This is a genomic window from Caballeronia calidae (genome assembly GCF_900044055.2).
Classification (GTDB): Bacteria; Pseudomonadota; Gammaproteobacteria; order Burkholderiales; family Burkholderiaceae; genus Caballeronia; species Caballeronia calidae.
The window spans coordinates 1-2,278 of record NZ_FCOX02000224.1 but is presented as its reverse complement, the minus strand read 5'-3'; the positions used below and the strand labels follow the sequence as shown (position 1 = coordinate 2,278).

Here is a 2,278-nt window from a genome sequence, read left to right as displayed (position 1 = left end):
CATGGTATTGCGTTCGAATGGGCCGCACTCGATGAGGCATCGCCGTGGCCCTATGCCCGTTCGGCGGCCATTGTCGAAGCTACGCGTGAAATAGGTGGCGCCACCACAACCGAAACCCGCCACTACCTTTCCAGCCTGCCGGCGAGCGCCGCTCGCCTGGCGCACACGGTGCGTTCGCACTGGGCGATCGAAAACTTTTCGCCGAACGCCATGTCCAGGCGCCCGTGCATGCCATTACCTCGAAAGTAGGGCTCAGAAATCGGCGCCTCAAGGTTCTTCAAGGCGCCTCAAGGCATGTGCAAACGACCGCGATCTGGCACAGCTTCTTGGTCTTGGCTGGGCCGACAGCCAATCAGTATAAAAAGCCGTGCGATTGCCCTGCAGTCAATAGTTGTGATTCATACAAGTTCATATATTGATAGCGCGTGAGGGGCGGAGGCGAGGATAGGATCGGGCTACCTGCGTGATGCTCCCCCCCGGTACGGCCGGCGCGGGTGGTATGCCCTCTGACTTTGCCCCTCGGACGAACAATGAAGAAGCAAGCGAACACTAGAAAAAACACCGTGATCGGCGCGACGCTGCGAGCTTCGCTGCGCGTGATGCCGCTGTTGTGGGGCGATGGGCAAGTGCCGCTGGCGGGTGGGGGCGTGATGGCGGGGGGCGCGCGTGGCGAGAAGCGCGGGGCGCGGCGTGCGCGTCGTGCGGCGCGGGGGTTTTATGTGCGCGCGGTGATGGCGGCGGTGTGGATGCTCAGCGGCAAGGTGGTGCAGGCGCAGCCGGTGTTGCCGGTGGCCCCGCAGGTGGTGAGTGGTCAAGCGAGCATCCAGGTGAATGGCTCGCACATGACGGTGACGAGTGCGCCGAACACGGCGATTAACTGGAAGAGTTTCTCGATTGGCGCGGGCAACAGTGTGAACTTCGAGCAACAGAGTGCCAGTTCGCAGGTGTTCAATCGCGTCACGGGCACGGACCCGTCCAATATTTTGGGCTCCCTGAGCAGTAACGGCAAGGTTTGGCTGATTAACCCGAACGGCATTTTGTTTGGTAAGGATGCGCAGGTGAACGTGGCGGGGCTGGTGGCCTCGACGTTGGATATTACACCGCAGGCGTTCCTGGCGGGCCAGGCGACGTTTGCTGGGGGCGAGACGCGCTTGGTCAACGAGGGGAATATTCGCGCGCTGGGCGGTGGGGTGTATCTGATTGGCGCGGCCGTGACCAACACGGGGCGGGTGAGCGCCGAGGGTGCGGCGGCGGTGCTGGCGGCGGGGCACACGGTGAGCATTGCGAACATTGACACGCCGAACGTGTACTTGCAGGTGGATGCTGCGCGGGTTGAGGGGGTGTCCTCGCAGGTGAACAACAGCGGGGTGATCAGCGCGGGGGCGGGGCGGGCCATTTTGCAGGCCGGGGTGGTCAACCAAGCGGGGTTGGTGCAGGCCAATCGTCTTGAGGCTGGGGGCAAGGGGGGGGAGGTTTGGCTCTTGGCGAGCGAGCGGGTGAATCTGGGCGCGGGTTCAGAGACGCAGGCGAAGGGCGATGCGGGCGGCGGCAGTGTGCTGGTGGGGGGCGATTACCAGGGCAAGGGCGTGTTGCCGCATGCGCAGGTGACCTACATGGATCCGACGGCGGTGATTGATGCGTCGGCGCAGACGCAGGGTGCGGGTGGCCGGGTGGTGTTGTGGTCGGATCAGGCGACGGGCTTTTTTGGGCGCATTAATGCGCAAGGGGCGGGCACGGGCAGCGGGGGCGAGGTCGAGACTTCAAGCCACGAGAACTTGACGGCGAACGGTCAGGTTCGCACCAATGGGGGCAAGCTGGGTGGGGCGGCGGGGAATTGGCTGCTGGATCCGGCGGATGTGGTGATTGCCAGTACGACGAGCAACGAAACGCTCTCGGGCGCCACCTGGACGCCCACGGCGGCCACGGGCACGATCAACGTCGCCTCGATCAATTCGGCGCTCTCGAGTGGCTCCAATGTCACGGTGGTGACCAGCGGGGCGAGCGGCGGTTTGGGCAACATCACGGTCAATGCGAGCATTAGTAAGACGGCGGGCAGTGACGCGACGCTTGCGCTGCGAGCGGATAACAATTTGTTCGTGAATGCGCCGATTGCGTCGAGCGTGGGGGCGTTGAATGTGACGCTGGCGGCGGGCTTAAGCTCGAACGGTATGGTGAGCGTGAGCTCGCCCATCACCACCAATGGCGGCAATGTGTCGATCACGGCGGGGACGACGCTCTCGGGTGGGGCCATCAGCGTGGGGTCGATCGCGACCAACGG

Annotated in this window: 1 protein-coding gene and 1 pseudogene; both read left to right on the top strand. The window is 64.0% G+C overall.

Translation table 11 applies throughout. From position 1 onward, the window contains the following. Positions 1-249, top strand: a pseudogene (locus tag AWB78_RS49125) (hypothetical protein); the annotation flags it as partial. A 281-nt stretch (positions 250-530) separates the two neighbouring features. Then, positions 531-2,278: two-partner secretion domain-containing protein (locus AWB78_RS42160; protein WP_074173734.1), on the top strand; the 1,748-nt coding region annotated here is incomplete at its 3' end.